Source organism: Streptomyces yamdrokensis (assembly GCF_053890455.1).
This window is the reverse complement of record NZ_CM132679.1, coordinates 7115880-7132378: the sequence shown is the minus strand read 5'-3', so window position 1 is coordinate 7132378 and position 16499 is coordinate 7115880. Positions and strand designations below refer to the sequence as shown.

The 16499-nt window shown below is 72.2% G+C and carries 14 protein-coding genes; 6 read left to right on the top strand and 8 right to left on the bottom strand.

Translation table 11 applies throughout. From position 1 onward, the window contains the following. The first annotated feature begins 57 nt into the window (after positions 1 to 57). A complete protein-coding gene (locus ACWZEH_RS31530; RefSeq protein WP_456194461.1) occupies positions 58 to 1665 on the top strand; it encodes a pectate lyase family protein in 1608 nt (535 codons plus the stop codon). A 40-nt stretch (positions 1666 to 1705) separates the two neighbouring features. Here the strand turns inward: ACWZEH_RS31530 and ACWZEH_RS31525 are convergent, their stop codons facing one another. The 7 genes from ACWZEH_RS31525 to ACWZEH_RS31495 all read right to left on the bottom strand — a co-directional run bounded on the left by ACWZEH_RS31525 (position 1706) and on the right by ACWZEH_RS31495 (position 8114). Further along, positions 1706 to 1831 (bottom strand): hypothetical protein, encoded by a 126-nt coding sequence (locus ACWZEH_RS31525; RefSeq protein ID WP_456194460.1) that lies wholly within the window; start codon positions 1829 to 1831, stop codon positions 1706 to 1708. A gap of 169 nt (positions 1832 to 2000) precedes the next feature. Beyond that, complete coding sequence (locus ACWZEH_RS31520) at positions 2001 to 2627, bottom strand: hypothetical protein (protein ID WP_456194459.1); 627 nt, start codon at positions 2625 to 2627, stop codon at positions 2001 to 2003. 690 nt (positions 2628 to 3317) lie between these two features. Continuing rightward, positions 3318 to 4907, bottom strand: coding sequence for an MDR family MFS transporter (locus tag ACWZEH_RS31515; protein WP_456199944.1), 1590 nt, complete (start codon positions 4905 to 4907; stop codon positions 3318 to 3320). Positions 4908 to 4997: 90 nt separating this feature from the next. Then, on the bottom strand, positions 4998 to 5717 hold the full coding sequence (locus ACWZEH_RS31510; RefSeq protein ID WP_456199942.1) for a TetR/AcrR family transcriptional regulator: 720 nt from the start codon (positions 5715 to 5717) through the stop codon (positions 4998 to 5000). A gap of 615 nt (positions 5718 to 6332) precedes the next feature. Beyond that, positions 6333 to 6968: an Rv1733c family protein gene (locus ACWZEH_RS31505; protein ID WP_456194458.1), complete on the bottom strand. Its 636-nt coding sequence runs from the start codon at positions 6966 to 6968 to the stop codon at positions 6333 to 6335. Between the two features lie 358 nt (positions 6969 to 7326). Then, positions 7327 to 7716 (bottom strand): TraR/DksA family transcriptional regulator, encoded by a 390-nt coding sequence (locus tag ACWZEH_RS31500; protein ID WP_456194457.1) that lies wholly within the window; start codon positions 7714 to 7716, stop codon positions 7327 to 7329. A 71-nt stretch (positions 7717 to 7787) separates the two neighbouring features. Further along, on the bottom strand, positions 7788 to 8114 hold the full coding sequence (locus ACWZEH_RS31495) for a TraR/DksA family transcriptional regulator (RefSeq protein WP_456194456.1): 327 nt from the start codon (positions 8112 to 8114) through the stop codon (positions 7788 to 7790). A 283-nt stretch (positions 8115 to 8397) separates the two neighbouring features. On the opposite strand from ACWZEH_RS31495, the gene ACWZEH_RS31490 reads away from it, so the two are divergent. From ACWZEH_RS31490 to secD, 4 genes are all read left to right on the top strand, one after another. Further along, on the top strand, positions 8398 to 9360 hold the full coding sequence (locus tag ACWZEH_RS31490; protein ID WP_456194455.1) for a HAMP domain-containing sensor histidine kinase: 963 nt from the start codon (positions 8398 to 8400) through the stop codon (positions 9358 to 9360). Beyond that, positions 9357 to 10022, top strand: a complete 666-nt coding sequence (locus tag ACWZEH_RS31485) for a response regulator (RefSeq protein WP_456194454.1) — start codon at positions 9357 to 9359, stop codon at positions 10020 to 10022. Before ACWZEH_RS31490 ends, ACWZEH_RS31485 begins: the two co-directional genes overlap by 4 nt. Beyond that, positions 10019 to 10537, top strand: coding sequence for a hypothetical protein (locus tag ACWZEH_RS31480; protein ID WP_456194453.1), 519 nt, complete (start codon positions 10019 to 10021; stop codon positions 10535 to 10537). The genes ACWZEH_RS31485 and ACWZEH_RS31480 overlap by 4 nt, the downstream gene beginning before the upstream one ends. 66 nt (positions 10538 to 10603) lie before the next feature. Next, positions 10604 to 12988 (top strand): protein translocase subunit SecD, encoded by a 2385-nt coding sequence (gene secD / locus ACWZEH_RS31475; RefSeq protein ID WP_456194452.1) that lies wholly within the window; start codon positions 10604 to 10606, stop codon positions 12986 to 12988. 84 nt (positions 12989 to 13072) lie between these two features. On the opposite strand, the gene ACWZEH_RS31470 is transcribed toward secD, so the two are convergent. Next, complete coding sequence (locus ACWZEH_RS31470) at positions 13073 to 14965, bottom strand: ABC transporter ATP-binding protein (protein ID WP_456199940.1); 1893 nt, start codon at positions 14963 to 14965, stop codon at positions 13073 to 13075. A gap of 300 nt (positions 14966 to 15265) precedes the next feature. Between ACWZEH_RS31470 and ACWZEH_RS31465 the strand changes: the two genes are divergently transcribed. Then, positions 15266 to 16363 (top strand): mechanosensitive ion channel family protein, encoded by a 1098-nt coding sequence (locus ACWZEH_RS31465; RefSeq protein ID WP_456194451.1) that lies wholly within the window; start codon positions 15266 to 15268, stop codon positions 16361 to 16363. Positions 16364 to 16499 lie beyond the last annotated feature (136 nt).

Sequence of the window (16499 nt, the reverse complement as noted above, 5' to 3'; positions counted from 1 at the left end):
ACCTCACGCGAAGCACTGAGCACGGACCGCTTTTCACGCACCAGAAAGCAGAGCACGTTGACCACGACCCAGAACAGCACCCAGCGCCCGAAGTCCCACCGCAAGTCGAAGCTGCGGCTCCAGGCGGCGGTGGCCGCGGCGGCCGTCGCGGCCGGGACCGGCGTGTTCCTGTCCCTGCCCGGGACGGCGTCCGCGGTGAGCGGCAGCGCCACCGGTTTCGCCACCCAGAACGGCGGGACCACCGGCGGCGAGGGCGGGGAGACGGTCCGGGCCACCACCGGGACCGGGATCCACAAGGCGCTCTGCGACCGTGCGAGTGACGACACACCGATCGTCATCGAGGTCGAGGGGACCATCGACCACGGCAACACCAGCAAGGTGTCCGGCGGCAGTTGCAACACCGCCGCCGGGGTGATCGAGCTGAAGCAGGTCAGCAACGTCACGCTCGTCGGGGTCGGCAAGGGTGCCGTCTTCGACCAGCTGGGCATCCACATCCGTGAGGCCAGCAACGTCATCATCCAGAACGTGACCGTCCGGAACGTCAAGAAGTCGGGCTCACCCACGTCCAACGGCGGTGACGCGATCAGCATGGAGAAGAGCGTCCGGAACGTCTGGGTCGACCACTCCACGCTGGAGGCCTCGGGGGGGGAGTCCGAGGGCTTCGACGGCCTGTTCGACATGAAGGACGACACCAAGTACGTCACCCTGTCCTACAGCGTCCTGCGCGACTCCGGCCGCGGCGGCCTCGTCGGCTCCAGCGAGACCGAGCTCTCGAACGGTTTCATCACGTACCACCACAACCTGTACGAGAACATCGACTCCCGGGCGCCCCTGCTGCGCGGCGGCACGGCCCACATGTACAACAACCACTACCGGAGCCTCAACTCGTCCGGCATCAACTCCCGGGCCGGCGCCAAGGCCAAGGTGGACAACAACTACTTCGAGGACTCCAAGGACGTCCTCGGCACGTTCTACACCGACACGACCGGATACTGGCAGGTCAGCGGCAACGTCTTCGACAACGTGACCTGGTCCGGGGCCGGCGGCGACAACCGGCCCGCCGGTCCCGACCCCAAGTCCAACACCACGGTCGCCATCCCCTACTCCTTCGAGCTCGACGACGCCGGCTGCGTGCCGGACGTGGTCGGCCGGACGGCCGGTGCCGACAAGGGGCTGAAGGTGTCGGACGGAAACTGCGCCTCGCAGGCGCCCGCCCCGGCCCCGAGCGCTTCGGCGGCCGACCCGGCCCCCGCCCCCAGCGCCTCCTCGACCACGGGTCCCGAGCCGACGCAGCCCGGCGGGACCAACCTCAGCATCGGCGCCGGCTCCGACGGCTCCAGCCGGGCGGACGGCACCAGCTACGGCCACGTGCGCGACGGTGACCTGAGCACCTTCTGGTCCCCGGTGGGCTCGACCGGTTCCGTCTCGGTCAAGTGGCCCTCCGCCACCAGCGTGTCCGCGGTCACCATCCGGGAGGCCCCGGGCTCCGAGGGCACCATCGGGTCGTGGCGGGTCGTCAACGGCGACTCCGGCGCGGTTCTGGCGTCCGGGAGCGGCGCGGGCGTGATCACGTTCCCCCGGACCTCGCTGCACAAGGCCACCTTCGAGATCACCAGCTCCGACGGCATCCCGGAGGTAGCCGAGTTCGAGACCTACGTCGGCTAGGCGTACGGTCCGCGAGCGTTGTCGACACGCGCGGAGGGCGTCACGGGGGCGGCCGGAGGCAGTTGAGGACGAGGCGGGTGAGTTCCTCGGTGAACTGCTCCCTCAAGGCGGGCGGGCGGTCGAGCAGGTAGCGCACGGCGAGGTGTTCGACCGTGCGCACCGGCATCCGTGCGGCCGTGTCGAGAGGGAGGCCGGGGCGCAGGCCCTGGCGGTGGGGGCCAGGTGGGCGAGGACCAGTTCGGCACGACGGGTCCGGGGCGCCCCCGCCGGTGGGTGGGGGCGCCCCGGACCGTGGGGCGGGTGTCCGCCGCGGGCGCGGCGGGCGGGGTGGGTCCTCAGAGCAGCCAGCGGTTGCGGCCGACGAGGGGGAGGCGCGCCCAGATCCTGCCCAGGCCCCAGGTGGCGCCGGCGCCCGCGGCGGCGAGGGCGATCAGGACGACGGCGTAGATCAGGTGGTAGTCGACGAACGGGTTCGTCGACATGCTCGGCGAACCGTCCGACAGGTACCGGGCCGGCGGCCATTCCGCGACCCACATCAACGCCATCATGACGCTGCCGCCGACCGCGGCGAGCCTCATGCCGATGCCCGCGATCAGGGCGAGGCCGATGCCGAGCAGACCGAGCATGAACAGCCAGTCGGCCCACGCCGCACCGGCCCAGGCGTGGAAGACCGACTCCATCGGCCCGACGGCGACGCCGCCGAGGAATCCCCCGGTCGGCGAGCCGCCCTCGGCCCATGCCCCGCCGGAGGGGGTGGCGTAGCCGAGGCCGAACGTCTTGTCCAGGAACGCCCACAGGAAGACGAAGCCCGTCAGGATCCGGAGCCCGGCCAGCACGTACGCGCCGGCCGCGGTCGACGCCGCCGTCGTCGGCCCGGCGGACGCGTGAGCCGTCCTCCCCGCCCGGCGCAGAGCCGGGACACGCACTCCCGGACGCCGTGGGGAACCGTCGTGAACTGCCATGATGCTCATCCCTTCCCGGGGTGATGCGATGTGCGGGAGGTGAACGACTCTCGTTGCACCTTCAATGTCTCGCGTCACCACCACCCGCCGCAGGGGCTGCACGGCCCGGCCTGCGGGCCGAACGGCCCTCTGCGCGAGACCAGTCGGAAGAACCCAGGAACGGACCGGGAGGAAGCCGGAAGACGTTCAGGCGGTGAGGTCCACCCCGTACGGGGTCTGTCCGCCGACGCGTTCGCGCCCGGTGACCGGTTCGGGTCCGATGCGGACGAAGACCTCCCGCGCCGCAGAACGTCGGCGACGGCCTTGGCGTTCCGCTCCGTGGATCCGTTCGTGCTTCCGTGAGTGACCGACACGGTGCCGGTCATGGCGGTACGCCTCCTCCCACAGGCCGCGCGGCCACTCGTCGGCCACGCCGTACGCGCCCGCCCCCCGGGTACGCGGGGGCGCGTCGTGCCGTGCGGCGCCCCGGACCTCCCCCGGGCTTCCCGTCCTGGCGAGCGTCCTGCGGACCGGCGGGGCTTCCCAGGGCTGTCCGGGACGATCCGAGGGCCGGTCGGCCCCGGGCGCCGCCGGGTCCGGGTGCCGAACGGCCCACGTCGCACGGTCGGGCCGGCCGCACACACCTGCGGAGGCCCTCCGGGCGCCTCCCCGGAAGACCTCCGCACGCCGGTGCCCCGAAGGGCGTCCGTCTCAGCCGACGCCGGCCGGCGATGCCGTCGTACCGGCGGACTCGGCCGACTCGGCGGACTCCGCCGACTCGGCGGACTCGGCGGTGAGCCGTTCCATCCCGCTGGTGTCCTTCAGCGGCTTCTCCTTGATGAACAGCACCGCGATCACGGCGAGGGCCGCGACGGGCGTTGCCACGAGGAAGAGATCCGCGGTGGCCACTCCGTAGGCGTGCTCCACGATCTCCCGCACCGGCTCGGGCAGCGTCGCCGTGTCGGGCACTCCGCCCTCGCCCGAGCCGTTCGCCGCGGCCGGGACGCCCGCGTCCGTCAGGCCCTTGGTCATCTCACTGGCGACCCGGTTGGCGAGGATCGCACCGAGCACGCTGGTACCGATCGTGCCGCCCATGCTCCGGAAGAAGGACAGCACCGAGGTGGCGGCGCCCAGCTCGGTCGCGGGAACGTCGTTCTGCGCGGCCAGCACCAGGTTCTGCATCAGCATGCCGACGCCGATGCCCATGACCGCCATGTAGACGCTGAGCAGGCCGAAGTGGGTGTCGGCCTCGATGGTGGACAGCAGTGCGAGGCCCGCCGTCATGATGACGGAGCCCGCGACCAGGTACACCTTCCACCGGCCGGTGGCGGTGATGATCTGCCCGGCGACGGTCGAGGAGACGAGCAGGCCGAGGATCATCGGCAGGCTCATCAGGCCCGCGACGGTCGGGGACTTGCCCAGGGAGATCTGGAAGTACTGCGAGAGGAAGACGGTGCCGCCGAACATGGCCACACCGACGAACAGGCTCGCGACCGTGGTGAGCGTCACCGTGCGGTTGCGGAAGATGCCCAGGGGGATGACCGGCTCCGGCACGCGCGCCTCGACGACGACCGCGGCGACGAGCAGCAGCACTCCCCCACCGGTCAGGGCGGCGGTCTGCCACGAGATCCAGTCGAACTCGCTCCCCGCGAGGGAGACCCAGATGAGCAGGGCGCAGACGCCCGCGACGATCAGGAAGGCACCCAGGAAGTCGATCTTCGCCTCGCGGCGGACGGTGGGCAGCTTCAGGGTGCGCTGGAGCAGTGCGATGGCGAGCAGCGCGAACGGTACGCCGATGAAGAAGCACCAGCGCCAGCCGAGCCAGGAGGTGTCCACCATGACACCGCCGATGAGCGGTCCGGCCACGGTGCCGACGGCGAAGACGGCACCGAAGATGCCCGCGTACTTGCCGAGCCGGCGCGGCGGGATGACGGCCGCCATCACGACCTGCGCCAGGGCCGTGAGTCCACCCGCGCCGATGCCCTGCACCACGCGGCTGAAGATCAGCAGTTCCACGCCGTGGGAGAAGCCCGCGAGCAGCGAGCCGACGACGAACAGGGACAGGGACAGCTGGAGCAGCAGCTTCTGGTTGAACAGGTCCGACAGCTTGCCCCACAGGGGCACCGTCGCCGTCATCGCCAGCAGTTCGGCGGTGATGACCCAGGTGTAGGAGGACTGGCTGGCCCCCAGGTCGGTGATGATCCGCGGAAGCGCGTTGGCGACCACGGTGCCGGCCAGGACGGCGACGAACATGCCGGCCATCAGCCCCGACATGGCCTGGAGTATCTGCCGGTGGGTCATGGAGGTGGGTGACGCCTCTGCGGGCGCCGGCGATTCGGTCACTTCAGCTCTTTCACAAAGGTTCGGAGGTCGGGTGAGGGACGGATCCGCTCAGGCTTCGTCCGCCGGCACCGCCGGCACCGCCGGCACGGCCGGTTCCGGGAGTCCGGCGGCCAGGTGGTCGAACACCGTCCGGAAGACGGCCTCGAAGGCGGCCTCGTCCTGCCGCACGCACCAGTGCTCCACGGCGACACGGACGGCCGTGGAGCCGACCGCGGCCAGCAGCCTCGGATACAGCCCCAGGGCCTGCCTGCGCAGTTCCCCCTCGGCCGTCCCGAAGGAAGGACGGTCCCCGGTGAACAGCGGCGAACCGGCGCCGACGCGCTCGGCGAGCGTCTCCGCCAGGGACAACTCGTCCTCGATGTGGGCGCCGAAGCTGCGCGCGAGCAGGTGAGGCGATCTGCGCAGCACCTCGGAGTGCAGCTGCCACAGCTCGTGCTGCTGTTCCACTTCCCCCAGTTCCGCGGCCAGCGCGTCGCGCAGCGCCACCAGCGGAGGCACGTCGGCGGGCGCGGCGAGCACCGCCTGCCGGACGCGCGCGCCCGACTCCGCGCCCACCATCACGAACACGTCGTCACGGGAGTCGAAGTAGTTGAAGAACGTGCGGGGGGAGACGCCGACGGCTTCGCTGATCGCGTCGACGGTGACGTTCTCCACGCCGTGCTCCGCCGCCAGCCGTACCGCGGCCGCTGTCAGGGCAGCGCGGGTCGCCCGCTTCTTGCGTCCCCGAAGCCCGCCCTCTGCGGGGTCTCTCTCACTCACATCGTGCAGAATACGCAAAAATGCAGTTCCTGCAAAAATCTGTCCGCCTCTCCCCGCCGCGTCCTCTTCCGCCTTCGTGGCGGGGAGTTCACGGCCGTCCCCGGCGCGTACGCGGGTGACGGCCAGGTCGTGGTTGCGGCCGGGCGTACCCCCGCGGCGCCCCCGGGGGCGCGGGCGGCCGGAACCCCCAGCCGCCGGCCCCGGTGGAGGGCGAGGACGCCGGGACACGGCTCGGACCGGGCGCAGACCGGGGGCGCCAGGTCCTGTGCGGGCCGGGTCCGGTCGATACGGCTGTCCTCGGTGGACCGCTTGTGGAGGAAGCCCGCGCGGGAGCGGTCCTTCCGGGTGAACGCGGTCCGCCCGGAAGCGATGGGGGGCGAGGGCGCCGAGGGCGACCGCAATGCGATGAGGCCGACGGTCCGGTGGAACAGGTCGGTCGCGCTGCCCGTCGGCCCGACGGGCAGCGCCTCCCGGCGCACGATGTCACCGGCGTCGGAGGCGCGCCGGTCGGGCGGGTGAGCGGGGTCCCCCTGATTCTCCCTTCCGGATGTCGGATGCCCCGGGCGAGCCGGCCGCGCCTACGGGTTCCGTGCGGTCCGTATGACGGTTCGTCCGTTCATACGTTCATCCGGGTGTCGTCCAGTGGGGTGCCGTCTCGGCCCAGGCCCTCTCCCATGCGGCGAGGTTGCGGCGCCGCACGGCATGGCGGGCCGCGGCGTGGGCGGCGAGGCCGGCGAGGGTGGTTCCGACGGCGGCGAGGAGGGCCCAGCCCATGCTGCGGCTGCGGATCTGCTCACGCGTCAGCGGCGGTTCGGTCGCCTGGCCCGCGGCGGTCACCCAGATGCGCACCCGGCTGTCGGCGGACAGCCCGGGTGGGACCTCGGCCCGGGTGGTGGCGGTGCGCCCGTCGGGGGTGGTGAAGCGGACCTCGGCGGGGTATCGGGCGAGCTTCGCCTCGTCGGATCCGGGCTCCGGATGGCGCGGTACGTCCTCGGTGAGGGTCGCGTCCGTCTCGTGCCGGGTCAGGGTCTGGTGGCGGGCCGTGTCCTCGTGGTGGCGGTGGGCGAGATCCGCGACGACGACGCCGGCCACAGGCGCCGCGGCCAGCACGGTCAGCAGCAGCCCGAAGCCGACCCGTGCCTGGAGAACGTCGGCCGGGCGGCGCAGGGGATTGGGCCGCCGACGCCACGGCCGGGATGTCGGGGGCGGGCCGAGACGGGGGCCCGGGGGCGGCTGTGCGGGAGGAATGGTGCCCGCCACGGCATGACTCCTTCGGGGTGGGTGGCAGGTGGGTGGGTGTCGGGGCGCGGGGTGTCGCCGTCCGGGCCGCCGTGGGACGGGTCACGACACGGGTCACCGGCGCCCGGCGGGGTGTGCCGGGCGCCGGTGACGGTGCCCCCCGCGCGGCACCGCCTCGGTGAGGTACGCCCCGAGGCACCCCTCCGGGAGCGGTCCGGCGGGGTGGGTGTCCGCGGTGGGGGCGGCCACCGCCCGCGCGCCCGGGACGGTGGGTGCAGCGCGCGGGCGGAGCATTTCGGCGGCCGTGCGGGTCACCCCCGTACGTGCCGCGTACGCACGTGCTCCGGCCGGCCGTCCGGCGGCCGGTGGTGTGCCGTGGTCATCGCGCGGCCTCTCGCACCTGCTGGCAACGGGCGCAGTAGCGGGCCTGCGGGACGATCAGCAGCCTGTCGCGTTCGACGGGGCCGCGGCACAGGTGGCAGACGCCGTAGTCCCCGGTGTCCATGCGGGTGAGCGCCGCCTCCACGTCGGCGAGCACCATGCGGGCGGACGCGGCGAGCCTGACCTGGACCTCGATCTGGCCGGCGACCTGCGGCACGCCCGCGTCACCCGGGCTGCCCGGCCCGCCGGGGAACGCCCCGGCGTCGACGGCGAACTGCCGCAGCTGGTCCCGGCGGAAAAGCTGTTGCTCGCGCAGGTTCGCACGCAACGTCGCGAGGTCCTCGGATGTGAGGACCTCGTCGTGCTCGTCGATCGTCTGGTGGGTCACCACTTCAACCCCTTGGGCAGAGCGGGAGAGGATTACGGACGGGCCGGGTGCGGATACGGGGCCGGGTGGGGTCAGGCCGCGCGGCTCTGGCACGAGACGCAGTACCGGGTGTGCGGCAGGATCTCGAGCCGCTCCGCGGGGACGGGCTTGGCGCAGCCCAGGCAGGTGCCGTAGCTGCCGTCCTCGACGCGGGCGAAGGCCTCGTCGATCTCCTTCAGGACACGCCTGATGGAGTCCTGCTGGTTGGCCAGCAGGTGATCGCCGGGGCTCTGTCCGGTGTCGTCGAGCGCTTTGAGCTGTGCCACTCGTGTGGTGCGCGCGTGTTCGAGGCGTTGCCTGATCTGGTCCACGGCGGGGTGGTCGGCACGTGATTCGGTGAGAGGCAGGTCGAGCGACACGGAGAGTCTCCTCTGGTGACGGATGGTGGTTCTGGTCGATCCATCACCATCGCCGCTTCCCCGCCCGGAACCCATTGGGCGCGGTACCCATCTGCGCCGGGTCCGAGGACCCAGTCCGGACGGCATGGGCCCGCCCGGCGGGCTCAAATGGGGCACGGAGCCCATCGACCGGAGTCCGCCGGCTCGTGCACCCTGTCCGTTTGGCTGTTCGCCGGGACCAGGAGCCGCTGCCGCGTCGGGCGCCGCGGTGCCCGACAGTAGAGGCAGACGAAAGAGGAAAGGCGTGACCTCCGTGTCCCTGTACTGGCGGATCTTCGGACTCAACGCGGTGGTGCTGGGCGCGGCCACCTCGTTGCTGTTGTGGGCTCCGGTGACCGTGTCCGTGCCGGTACTGCTGACCGAGGCGGTGATCCTGGTGGGCGGCATGGGCGTGATGCTCGTCGCCAACGCGGCCCTGCTGCGGATCGGGCTGGCCCCGCTGGCCCGGGTGACCCGGCTGATGGCCACCGTCGATCTGCTGCGGCCCGGTCAGCGGCTTCCGGTGCGCGGCGGCGGGGAGGTCGCCGAGCTGGTCAGTACGTTCAACGCCATGCTGGAGCGGCTGGAGAAGGAGCGCGCCGCGAGCAGCGCCCGTGCCCTGCTCGCCCAGGAGGCGGAGCGGCGCCGGATCGCCGCCGAACTGCACGACGAGGTCGGGCAGAGCATGACCGCCATCCTGCTGGCCCTGAAGCAGGTCGCCGACGAGGCGCCCGCTCCGCTGCGCGGCGAGATCCAGCAGGTGCGGGAGATCACCCGGGAGAGTCTGGACGAGGTCCGCCGGCTGGTGCGCCGGCTGCGTCCGGGGGTACTGGACGATCTCGGTCTGGTCAGTGCCGTCACCTCGCTCGCCACCGAGTTCGCCACGCACACCGGGCTGCGGGTGCAGCGCCGTTTCGACGCCGGCCTGCCCACGCTGGACAACGGTACGGAGCTGGTGATCTACCGTGTGGCGCAGGAGAGTCTGACCAATGTCGCCCGGCATGCCGAGGCGCGCTCCGCCACGGTGAGCCTGTACCGGGACGACGACCAGGTCGTCCTCGAGGTCACCGACGACGGCCGTGGAGTCGGTGCCGCCCACGAGGGGGCGGGCCTGCGCGGTATGCGTGAACGGGCCCTGCTCATCGGGGCGACACTGGACATCACTCCCGTCACCCGGACCGGCACCCGGATCCGGCTGGCCGTGCCCGCCGTCAGGAAGCAGTCATGAACCACCAGGCCTCACCGACCACGATCCGGATCCTGCTCGCCGACGACCACGCCCTGGTGCGCCGAGGCGTCCGGCTGATCCTCGACCGGGAGCCGGACCTGGAGGTCGTCGCCGAGGCCGGTGACGGTGCGGAGGCGATCTCCATGGCCCGCGCCCAGGAGATCGACCTGGCGGTGCTGGACATCGCCATGCCCCGGATGACCGGTCTGCAGGCCGCCCGTGAGCTGTCCGCGCTGAAGCCGGGCCTGCGCATCCTGATGCTGACGATGCACGACAACGAGCAGTACCTGTTCCAGGCGCTCAAGGCCGGGGCCGGCGGGTACGTCCTGAAGTCGGTCGCCGACCGTGATCTGGTCGCCGCCTGCCGGGCCGCGATGCGTGACGAGCCCTTCCTCTACCCGGGGGCCGTCACCGCCCTGATCCGCAACTACCTCGACCGGGTCAGGCACGGCGAGGAGGCACCCCAGCTGCTGACGCCGCGCGAGGAGGAGGTGCTCAAGCTGGTCGCCGAGGGACACTCGTCGAAGGAGATCGCCGGGCTGCTCTTCATCAGCGTCAAGACGGTGCAGCGGCACCGCGAGAACCTGCTGAACAAGCTGGGGCTGCGGGACCGCCTGGATCTGACCCGGTACGCCATCCGCGCGGGGCTCGTCGAGCCTTGAACGCCACCCCGCCGGGACGTGCCGCCCGCCTTCCGCTCCGCGCCGTCGCGGTCCTCGCCGCCCTGGCCTCCGTCCTCCTGGCCCTGGGGCTCGGTCTCGCCGACGACCCACGGACCGTCCGCGCGGCGCGGTCACCGGTCCACGACGCCCCTGCGGCTCCCGGCCCCGTGGCTCCCGGCCCGTCCGGACCCGCTCCCGCCGTACCCGGTGCCCCGGCACCCGACGGGCCGGGGCCGTACGCTCCGGACCCCTCCGCCGCGCCCGGAGCCGGCTCCTCGGACGCACGTCCGCGGACCGACGACGGCTGCACCGCCCGTACCGTCCCGCTCAGGCCGCAGCGGGACGCCGGGGAGCGCACGGTTCCGGCGGGTCATCTGCTCTTCACCCCCGCGCACACCCCCCGTATCCCGCCGCGCCCGGCCCGGCCCGCCCCGGCGGCCGGGCACGCGCCGCCCGCCGCCGCGCACATGCCGGCGGACCTCGGCCGGGCGCCGCCCGGGCCGTCCAGCACGTGAGAGTCCCGTTCCTCTTCCCCTCCGCCGCGTGCCCGACCGGCCGCGGCGCGACTGCTGGAGTCATCCGTGAAAAGTTCCGCCCGTGTCCGGGCGTTGTTCGCACTCGCCGTGATCGCCGTGTCCGTCTACATCGCCGCGACGGTCCCCGTACGTCTGGGACTCGACCTGCGCGGCGGTACCCAGATCGTGCTGGAGACCCGCTCCACCGAAACCCTCGAGGCCGACGGCGAGGCGACCGACCGCACGCTCGAGGTCCTGCGGGGCCGGATCGACGCGCTCGGCGTCGCCGAGCCCACCATCGTCCGCTCCGGTGACAACCGGATCATCGTCGAGCTGCCCGGTGTGCAGGACCCGCGGCAGGCCGCCGAGGTGCTGGGACGTACCGCGCAGCTCACCGTCCATCCGGTGCTCGGACCCGGTACCGGGTCCGGCCCCGACGATCCGCTGCCGAAGGGCGAACGCGTCCTGTCCGACGAGGCCGGGGAGCAACTCCACCTGGCTCCCGCCGCGCTCACCGGCGAGGACGTGGAGGGCGCCGAGGCCGCCTTCGACCAGCAGGGCGCCGCCGGCTGGCTCGTCACCGTGGACTTCAAGGACGACCGGGGCTGGGCGAAGCTGACCGGCGAGGCGGCCTGCCACCCGGCGGGCGATCCGCAGCGCCGGGTCGCGATCGTACTGGACGACAAGATCATCTCGTCGCCGCAGGTCGATCCGTCCGTGGCCTGCGGCGCCGGTATCACCGGCGGGTCCACCCAGATCACCGGTTCGTTCACCAGCGACGAGTCCCGCGAACTCGCCCTGCTCATCAGCGGCGGCGCCCTCCCGGTGCCGGTCGAAACGGTCGAGCAGCGGACCGTGGGGCCGACGCTGGGTGCCGAGGCCATCGAGTCGAGCGCCTGGGCCGCCGTCGTCGGCACCGCCCTGACCGCGGTGTTCATCATCGCCGTCTACCGGCTGATGGGTCTTCTGGCCACCCTGGCCCTGGTCTGCTACGGGGTGATCTCCTACGCCGCCCTCGCGGCCCTCGGCGCGACGCTGACGCTGCCGGGTCTGGCCGGTTTCGTCCTGGCGATCGGTATGGCCGTCGACGCCAACGTGCTGGTCTTCGAACGAGCGCGCGAGGAGTACGGCCATCGCGGCCGGCCCAGCAGCCGCTCGGCGCTGACCTCCGGGTTCAAGGGCGCGTTCAGCGCGATCGCCGACTCCAACATCACCACGCTCATCGCGGCGGTGCTCCTGTTCCTGCTCGCCTCCGGTCCGGTGAAGGGCTTCGGCGTCACCCTGGCCATCGGTGTCGTCGCCTCCATGATCAGCGCGCTGGTGATCACGCGGGTGTTCGCCGAGTTCGCCGTGGCGCGCCGGTGGGTGCACCGTCGGCCGAAGGTCACCGGCCTGGCCTCCATCGGCCGGGTCCGCGAGTACCTCACCCGCCGCGACCCGCAGTTGATGCGCCGCCCACGCCGCTGGCTGGCGGTCTCCCTCCTCGTGCTCGTCGTCACCGGCGCGGGCATCCTGGTGCGCGGGCTGAACTTCGGCGTGGAGTTCACCGGCGGCCGCCTGATCGAGTACTCCACCAGCAGCACGGTCGATCCGGACCGGGCCCGGGCGGCCCTGGCCGACGCCGGTTTCCCGCAGGCCGTCGTGCAGTCCTCCGGGGACAACCGGCTGACCGTGCGCACCGAGGAGCTGAGCAACGCCGAGGCGGTCGAGGTCGCCGAGGCCGTCGGCGAGGTCGGCGGCGGGGCGGAGAAGGTCCGCGACGAGCTGATCGGTCCGAGCCTCGGGGACGAACTGCGCCGCAACGCGCTGATCGCGCTGGGTCTGGCCCTCGGCGCCCAGCTGGTGTACCTCGCCGTCCGGTTCCGCTGGATGTTCGGTACGGCCGCGGTCGGCACCCTGGCGCACGACGTGGTGATCCTCACCGGCGTCTTCGCCTGGCTGGGCAAGCCCATCGACGGGGTGTTCCTGGCCGCACTGCTCACCGTGATCGGTTACTCGGTGAACGACTCCGTGGTGGTCTTCGACCGCATCCGGGAACTGTGGGCCAAGAACCCCAAGGCTCCGCTGGCCTCGTCCACCAACCGGGCGATCCTGCAGACGCTGCCCCGTACGGTCAACACCGGCATCGGTGTGATCTTCATCCTGACCGCGCTGGCGGTGCTCGGCGGTGACTCGCTCACCGACTTCGCGCTCGCGCTGCTGATCGGCGTCGCGGTGGGCACGTACTCGTCGGTGCTGACCGCCTCACCGCTCGCCATCGAGCTCGACGCGTACAGCGGAGGGCGTGGCGGCGGCCGTGAGGGCTCCGGCCGCGGCCGCGGTCGCGGCCGTGGCCGTGGCGGTCCGAAGAGCGGGAGGTCCGGCGACGGGGAGAGTTCCGTGCGGAGCGGGGCGACTTCCGTGGAGAGTGACGCGGAACGACCCTCCGCAGGGAACCGCAAGGAACCGTAGGCGGCCGTACGCGCGAGCACCGCCGGCGCTCGCGCGTACGCCCCACGGGGCGTCGGGTGTCAGGTCCTGGGCGTCGGGTGGGCTCTACACCACCACCGCCGCGCTCCGCTCCTGGTCCGCGGGCCGGCGGGCGAACTGGGTGCGGTGCAGTTCGGCGTAGCGGCCGCCGAGTGCCAGGAGTTCCTCGTGCGTGCCCCGCTCCACGATGCGGCCGGCCTCCACGACCAGGATCAGGTCCGCGGCCCGGACGGTGGACAGCCGGTGCGCGATGACGATGGCCGTCCTGCCCTCCAGGGCTTCCGTGAGGGCCTCCTGGACGGCCGCCTCGGAGGTGTTGTCCAGGTGGGCCGTGGCCTCGTCGAGGAGGACGACCCGCTGCCGGGCGAGGAGCAGCCGGGCGATGGTCATGCGCTGGCGCTCACCGCCGGAGAACCGGTAGCCGCGCTCCCCGACCACCGTGTCCAGACCGTCGGGCAGGGAGCGTACGAGGTCGTCCAGGCGCGCGCGGCTCAGCGCGTCCCACAGGTCGGGCTCGCTCGCGGCGGGCGCGGCGAGCAGCAGGTTGGCGCGGACGGTGTCGTGGAAGAGGTGGCCGTCCTGGGTGACCATGCCGAGGGTGTCGCGCAGCGACTGCGCGGTGAGGTCGCGCACGTCGACGCCGCCCACGCGCACCGCGCCCGAGTCGACGTCGTAGAGGCGCGGCAGCAGGTGCGCGATGGTCGACTTGCCGGCGCCGGAGGAGCCGACGAGGGCCACGGTCTGCCCGGGTTCGGCGCGAAAGGAGACGCCGTGCAGGACCTCGGCGCCGCCGCGCGTGTCCAGGGAGGCGACCTCCTCCAGGGAGGCGAGGGAGACCCTGTCGGCGGAGGGGTAGCCGAAGCGGACGTCGTCGAACTCGACGGAGACCGGACCGTCGGGCACGTCGCGGGCGTCCGGCTTCTGCTCGATCAGCGGCTTCAGGTCGAGCACCTCGAAGACCCGCTCGAAGCTGACCAGGGCGCTCATCACCTCCACCCGCGCCCCTGCCAGGGAGGTCAGCGGGGCGTACAGACGGGTCAGCAGCAGCGCCAGGGACACGACGGCGCCGGGTTCCAGGGAACCGCGCAGGGCGAGGTGACCGCCGAGGCCGTAGACGAGGGCCAGGGCGAGGGCGGAGACGAGGGTGAGCGCGGTGATGAAGACGGTCTGGGCGGTGGCCGTCCGCACGCCGATGTCCCGGACCCGGCGGGCGCGCAGCGCGAACTCCTCCGACTCCTCCTGCGGGCGGCCGAAGAGTTTGACGAGGGTGGCGCCGGGCGCGGAGAAACGCTCGGTCATCCGGGTGCCCATGGCCGCGTTCAGGGCGGCGGCCTCGCGCTGCATCCTGGCCATGCGGCGGCCCATGCGCCGGGCGGGGACGACGAACACCGGCAGCAGGAGCAGGGCGAGCAGGGTGATCCGCCAGGACAGGGTGAGCATCACCGCCAGGGCGAGCACCAGCGTCACCACGTTGCCGACCACGGTGGACAGGGTGTTGCTGAAGGCCCGCTGGGCGCCGATCACGTCGTTGTTGAGACGGGAGACGAGCGCGCCCGTACGGGTGCGTGTGAAGAACGCGACCGGCATCCGCTGCACATGGTCGAAGACGGCGGTCCGCAGATCGAGGATGAGTTCCTCCCCGAGGGACGCCGACAGTCTCCGGCCGAGGATGCCGAGCGCCGCCTCCACCACCGCGATCAGTGCGATGAGCAGGGCCAGCCTGACGACCGTGGCCGAGTCTCCGCCGGTCACGATGGTGTCGACGACGCGTCCGGCCAGTACGGGGGTGGCGACGGCGAGCATCGCGGTCGCGGATCCGAGCAGGACGAAAAGGGCCATGCGGCGGCGGTGCGGGCGGGCGAACCCCGCGATGCGGCGCAGCGTCCGGCGCGCGAAGGGGCGGTGTTCCTCCTCCGCTGTCATGACGCTGCGCAGCTGGGTCCAGGCTGTGGTTTCCATGCTCATGTCGGGAAAGGTAGAACCTCAACCATTGTTGAGGTCAAGACCCGCCGCCTGCACGGAATGGGCGCGGCCCGTCCGACCAGGGCGGCAGCAGGCCTCCCCGCGGCCACGGCGTGGTACGAACCGCCCTTGCGGATACGGCAGGATGAGCGATTGTGCCGACCGCCGGCGACCGGTTCGGCACGGCACGCCCTCCCGGGCCGCACTCCCCCGGGCATCCCCGAACGCGAGCAGGTGACGAGACGTGACACGACATCACATACGTTCCATGGCAGGGGCGTTCGCCGGAGGTGAGCGATGACGCGTGCGCTCACCATGAACGACGTGCTGTACGCCGGTATCGCGATCGTCGCCGGCCTGCTCGCGGCGTTCCTGCTGCGCATGCTGCTGCGCTGGCTCGGCCGGCACGCGGACCGCACCCAGTGGCGCGGCGACGACGTCGCCGTGGCCGCCCTGCGCATGATCGCGCCGTGGGCGGCGGTCGCGGGCGGCGCCGCGTCCGCGGCGGCGGCGCTGCCGCTGACCAGGACCGTGCAGCACAACGTCAACCAGACGCTGACGGTGCTGGTCATCTTCGCGGCGACGGTGTCGGTGTCCCGGGTGGTGGCCGGCCTGGTGCAGTCGGTGACCCAGGCCCGGTCCGGCGTCGCCGGCTCGGCCACGATCTTCATGAACATCACCCGGATCCTGGTTCTGGCGATCGGTTTCCTGGTGATGCTCCAGACGCTGGGCATCTCCATCGCCCCGCTGCTCACCGCCCTCGGCGTCGGCGGTCTGGCGGTCGCGCTGGCGCTCCAGGACACGCTCGCCAACCTGTTCGCGGGCATCCACATCCTCGCCTCCAAGACCGTCCAGCCCGGTGACTACATCCGGCTGAGCAGCGGCGAGGAGGGCTATGTCGAGGACATCAACTGGCGTCAGACGACGGTCTGCGACCTCTCCAACAACCTGGTGGTCATCCCCAACGGACAGCTCGCGAAGACGAACATGACCAACTTCATGCGTCCCGAGCAGGAGCTGACCATCCTGGTGCAGGCCGGGGTGTCCTACGACAGCGACCTGGAGCAGGTGGAGCGGGTCACCATGGAGGTCGTCGCCGAGGTGATGACGGAGATCACCGGGGCGCTCCCGGAACACGAGCCGGCGGTGCGTTTCCACACCTTCGGCGACTCCCGCATAGGTTTCACCGTGATCCTGGGCGTCGGCGAGTTCAGCGACCAGTACCGGATCAAGCACGAGTTCGTCAAACGGCTGCACCGGCGCTACCGCGAGGAGGGCATCCGCATCCCGTCGCCCGCGCGGACGGTGGCGCTGCAGCAGGGCTCGGTGATCTTCCCGCAGCAGCGCGGCGCCGAGCCGGAACCGGGTGACATGACGGTGTCCCGGCCGATCTGACGTACGGCGGGCCGACCGGTTCGCAGGGGTCCGAAACCCATGGGGGCGGCGCGGTCGGCCCCCATACGGTCCGGACCCCTGTCGAGCTCAGGGCGCGTACGGGATATCTTGATGTCGAGCAATGTTGCAGACGTGG

Excerpts from the sequence above, each read along its gene's own strand:
- ACWZEH_RS31515 (WP_456199944.1), bottom strand. The coding sequence starts at position 4,907 with ATGACCCACCGGCAGATACTCCAGGCCATGTCGGGGCTGATGGCCGGC.
- ACWZEH_RS31520 (WP_456194459.1), bottom strand. The coding sequence starts at position 2,627 with ATGGCAGTTCACGACGGTTCCCCACGGCGTCCGGGAGTGCGTGTCCCG.
- ACWZEH_RS31470 (WP_456199940.1), bottom strand. The coding sequence starts at position 14,965 with ATGGAAACCACAGCCTGGACCCAGCTGCGCAGCGTCATGACAGCGGAG.
- ACWZEH_RS31525 (WP_456194460.1), bottom strand. The coding sequence starts at position 1,831 with ATGCCGGTGCGCACGGTCGAACACCTCGCCGTGCGCTACCTGCTCGAC.
- ACWZEH_RS31485 (WP_456194454.1), top strand. The coding sequence starts at position 9,357 with ATGAACCACCAGGCCTCACCGACCACGATCCGGATCCTGCTCGCCGAC.
- ACWZEH_RS31465 (WP_456194451.1), top strand. The coding sequence starts at position 15,266 with ATGACGCGTGCGCTCACCATGAACGACGTGCTGTACGCCGGTATCGCG.